General features: G+C 68.2%; 4 protein-coding genes. 1 reads left to right on the forward strand and 3 read right to left on the reverse strand.

All coding sequences use genetic code 11. The features are described 5' to 3' along the window. The first annotated feature begins 617 nt into the window (after positions 1 to 617). Entirely contained in the window at positions 618 to 953 is a 336-nt protein-coding gene (locus FF36_RS31075) for a DUF362 domain-containing protein (RefSeq protein WP_044888781.1), read from the forward strand. Positions 954 to 1,115: 162 nt separating this feature from the next. Here FF36_RS31075 and FF36_RS39765 read toward each other — a convergent pair whose 3' ends face one another. The 3 genes from FF36_RS39765 to FF36_RS31090 all read right to left on the reverse strand — a co-directional run bounded on the left by FF36_RS39765 (position 1,116) and on the right by FF36_RS31090 (position 2,943). Next, positions 1,116 to 1,586 (reverse strand): lysozyme family protein, encoded by a 471-nt coding sequence (locus tag FF36_RS39765; protein ID WP_055407526.1) that lies wholly within the window; start codon positions 1,584 to 1,586, stop codon positions 1,116 to 1,118. Positions 1,587 to 1,778: 192 nt separating this feature from the next. Continuing rightward, on the reverse strand, positions 1,779 to 2,615 hold the full coding sequence (locus tag FF36_RS31085) for an AMP-binding protein (protein WP_044888782.1): 837 nt from the start codon (positions 2,613 to 2,615) through the stop codon (positions 1,779 to 1,781). Positions 2,616 to 2,670: 55 nt separating this feature from the next. Continuing rightward, positions 2,671 to 2,943 carry a hypothetical protein gene (locus FF36_RS31090; RefSeq protein ID WP_044888783.1) on the reverse strand — a complete coding sequence of 91 codons (273 nt, stop codon included), beginning with the start codon at positions 2,941 to 2,943 and terminating at the stop codon, positions 2,671 to 2,673. Positions 2,944 to 3,453: the final 510 nt, after the last annotated feature.

Consider the following 3,453-nt stretch of genomic DNA (forward strand, 5'->3'; position numbering starts at 1 on the left):
CGGCATGACTTGTCCTGACCGGCAGAGGGGACGAGGAAGATCTGCCAACACCAGCCTGCCACACCCCAGAACTAAACAGCGACGGTCTACTAGGAGTAGCACCGACCCTAGGAGTAGCACCGACCCTAGGAACAGTTCCGGGGCGCTCGGGCCCGGGCCGAGGCTCATCGGAGACGGCCGCCCGGGCCCAGGCCCGCAACGTAGCCGCACGAGCCGCATCCTCACCGGCCGGCCGCGCCGGCGCCGGACACCGTTCCGGACCGGCCCGGCCGGCCGCGCCCCACTGCGCTCACCTGCGCTCATCCGTGCCCACCTGCGCCCCGGCTGGCCGGCGCCGGGAAAAGAGCCAGGATAAATCCAACGAAAACATTATCCTTGGCGTCATTGTTTTTCTGGCCCCGAGGAATATCGACGTCATCTTTCCCGCGCGCTATTTGTTTACATGAGATTCACAGCGCGCGCAGTTTCGACCTCGCCCTGGCCGCTACGATTCCTTTCGGGTTCGCCGCACGGCACCCGCCCCGGCTTACCAGTCGGAACGAAAGTCGTAGGCCAGCCACGCGATTGCCGACCGCCCAGCAGCGGCCCGCAACGTCGATCCGGAAATGAGGGCTCCCATGCCATACGTCATCACCGCGGCGTGCATTGATGTCAAGGACGGCTCCTGCCTGGAGGGCTGCCCGGCCGACTGCATCTACGAGGGCGACCGCAAGATGTACATCAACCCCGACGAGTGCACCGAGTGCGGCGCCTGCGCGGTCTCGTGCCCCGTCGGCGCGGCCCTCAGCGACGACCGGGTGAAGGCGAAGGACAAGGAGTTCATCGACAGCGAGGCGGCGTTCTTCACCGACATCCTCCCGGGCCGCGACGAGCCGCTCGGCGAGCCCGGCGGCGCCACCCGCCTCGGCAAGATCAAGGCCGACACCCCCTTCATCGCCGCGTACGTCAAGTAGCGCCGTGCGGGCGGCCCGGTCCTCCCCCCGGCCGGGCCGCCCGACTCACCGGCCTCACCGCCCGTCGCCACGGCCATCTGATCCGCTCGCTCGTCGTCAGCGCGCCCCCTGCTGGTCGCGCCGGCCGGCGGTGGCGATCCACTGGTAGCCGTCGCGCACGCCTCAGGTCGCGGCACACCTGTACGCCCCTACGCCTCTACGCCACCTCGGGTGAGTGCCGTTTGGATTGCTCAGCCTGCCACCGCGGCGGCGATCCACGGGGATGCCGAGATGCTGGAAGCCGAGGGCCAACACCCGATCACCGACCTTGACATCCCGAATCGGCTTGCGGGTGCCGTCGGCCATCAGAACCGACTGAACTGCCGACTGAAGAGTCGGGCACGCTACTGAAGAGCTCGGTGTCGTTTCAGAGTACTGGGTGGCCTGGGTGACGACCTGGGCGATGTAGGCGTCGGAATGGTTGTAGTGCCATAGGGCGCCGGTCAGGTCGGTGGCGACGTGGTTGTCGCATAGGTAGGCCGCGGCTGCGTAGACGGCGTCGGACGGGTTGTAAAGCGATGGCGGGTTGGCGCCGCCTGCTGGTAGCTGGTGGTGGGCGACGACGTCGGCGAACGTCGGGGCGAGGAACTGCATGGGGGCGCCTGCTATCTCTAGCTCGAACGCGCAAGGTGCTGGCAGCGCGCTCTTCGCGAAGCGAGGGACGTTGGGCACGTGCCGATCGCCGCGGCGGCTGGAACATTCACGGATGGCGCCGCGGATCTCGATCCTGGGCTTCGCCCGGCGTTGCTCGCGCTGGTCGAGCCCGACGAACGGGGCGACCCGATGTCACCGCTGCGATGAGAACGCGGTGGGCAGCGAGAGCACGGTCAGGCCGAGCTCGGCGACGCAGGCCAGCAACCGGGCCGGGGAAGAGATCATGTCGTCGTCCCGGACTACGACCGTCGCCCCCGCCGCCAGCGTCGTGAAGATCTCTTCGAGGCTGACATCGGCGGTGGCCGGGGCGAACTGCAGCACCCGGTCGTCCGGGCGCAGCTCGTACACGTCGACGAGAGCCGTGATCACGTGGCAGAGCGCCGCGCTTGGGATCGCCACCGGCTTCGGTCGCCCTATACTGCCCGACGTCATCAGGACGCAGGCGATGTCACGGAGCGCTTCGGGGCCCCCGGCCGGCGGGGGAAAGCTCCGGCCGGCCCACTCACGGTCCAGGTCAACCTCACGGTCCAGGTCGACGCAGCGCCAGGCGGTTTCGGTGAACCTGGGATGCCAGCGGCGGGGCGCCATGACGACCCCAACGCCAAGCTCGGCGGCCCGGGCCAGCGCCTGCGACGGCGGGGCCGGCACCTGGTGTGGGTCGGGCACCTCGTGTGGGTCGAGGGGAAGGAAGGCCGCTCCCACAACGAGCGCCGCGAGCATACCGACCACCGTCTCCCGGCCCCGCGGGGCGCACAGGCCGACGGCGTCGCCACGGCACACACCTGTGTCCAGTAACTGACCGGCCACGGTGTCGACCCGCTCCCGCAGTTGCCGGTAGTTCCACTCCCTGCCGCCGTCCACGACGGCAGGGGCGAGCGGGCGAGCGGCGACCTGCGCCCAGATCGCGTCTACAAGGGTGCCGTCGCCGGCCACCGCCTGCAGCTCGTGCGGGTAGGGCAGAGCGGACATTGCGGAACATCCCTTGGTCTCGGGCCACGGAGCGGCGCAGCGAGTGGGGAAGGGCTCAGCGCAGGTTCGGAGGGACCAGGAACCCAAGCGTCAGAGCGGTGGAGTCGCCGGTGGGATCGGGATCCTCGCGGGCGACGACCTCCGGCCCAACCCGGTCGAACCATTCCTCCGCGGCGACCCCGGTAACAGCCTCGGTCAGCCCGCTCGAATAGTGATGCAGTTCGCCGGCAGGTGCCCTGATTCGATTCACCGTGCCGGGAGCCGGCCCGATAGGGTTCTCGTTACGGCCGAGCCACAGCTCGGCCCTACGGTCGGTCCGGTCACCCATTCGGGTCAACCATTCCAGCAGCTCCGTCTCTCCCCGGCCATAGACGCTACCCAGGGCAGAATGACGGGAAGTAGCCTGAACATGAACGACGCACTACAACCACGCCGGCCGACCAATTCTGCGGCCACACGGACCGGCCAGACCGTTCGACCGACACAACCCCGATCCCGGCCGGCAGCCCCGGCAACCCGTCCAGCACTTGACCTCTGCCCCAAAACACACGCGCCCGCCCACTTTATGATCTCTCCAATGGCAAGAGAGATCATTTCAGCGGGCGGGTGTCTCTTTCTCCCCAGCCGGAAGCCCGATTTCACCCGTCACAGCCAGACNTCGGGATCGAAGACGCCAAACAACTCCTCGGCGCCAGCCAGGCCCGCAGCCGGCACAAACGTGCCGTCCCGTTCGCTCTGACCTGCTAGTAGACCGTCGCTGTTTAGTTCTGGGGTGTGGCAGGCTGGTGTTGGCAGATCTTCCTCGTCCCCTCTGCCGGTCAGGACAAGTCATGCCGTC

This window comes from Frankia torreyi (assembly GCF_000948395.1).
In the GTDB taxonomy this organism is placed as follows: domain Bacteria; phylum Actinomycetota; class Actinomycetes; order Frankiales; family Frankiaceae; genus Frankia; species Frankia torreyi.

Coding starts and splice junctions, on each gene's coding strand:
- FF36_RS31075 (WP_044888781.1), top strand. CDS start 618: ATGCCATACGTCATCACCGCGGCGTGCATTGATGTCAAGGACGGCTCC.
- FF36_RS39765 (WP_055407526.1), bottom strand. CDS start 1,586: ATGCAGTTCCTCGCCCCGACGTTCGCCGACGTCGTCGCCCACCACCAG.
- FF36_RS31085 (WP_044888782.1), bottom strand. CDS start 2,615: ATGTCCGCTCTGCCCTACCCGCACGAGCTGCAGGCGGTGGCCGGCGAC.
- FF36_RS31090 (WP_044888783.1), bottom strand. CDS start 2,943: ATGGGTGACCGGACCGACCGTAGGGCCGAGCTGTGGCTCGGCCGTAAC.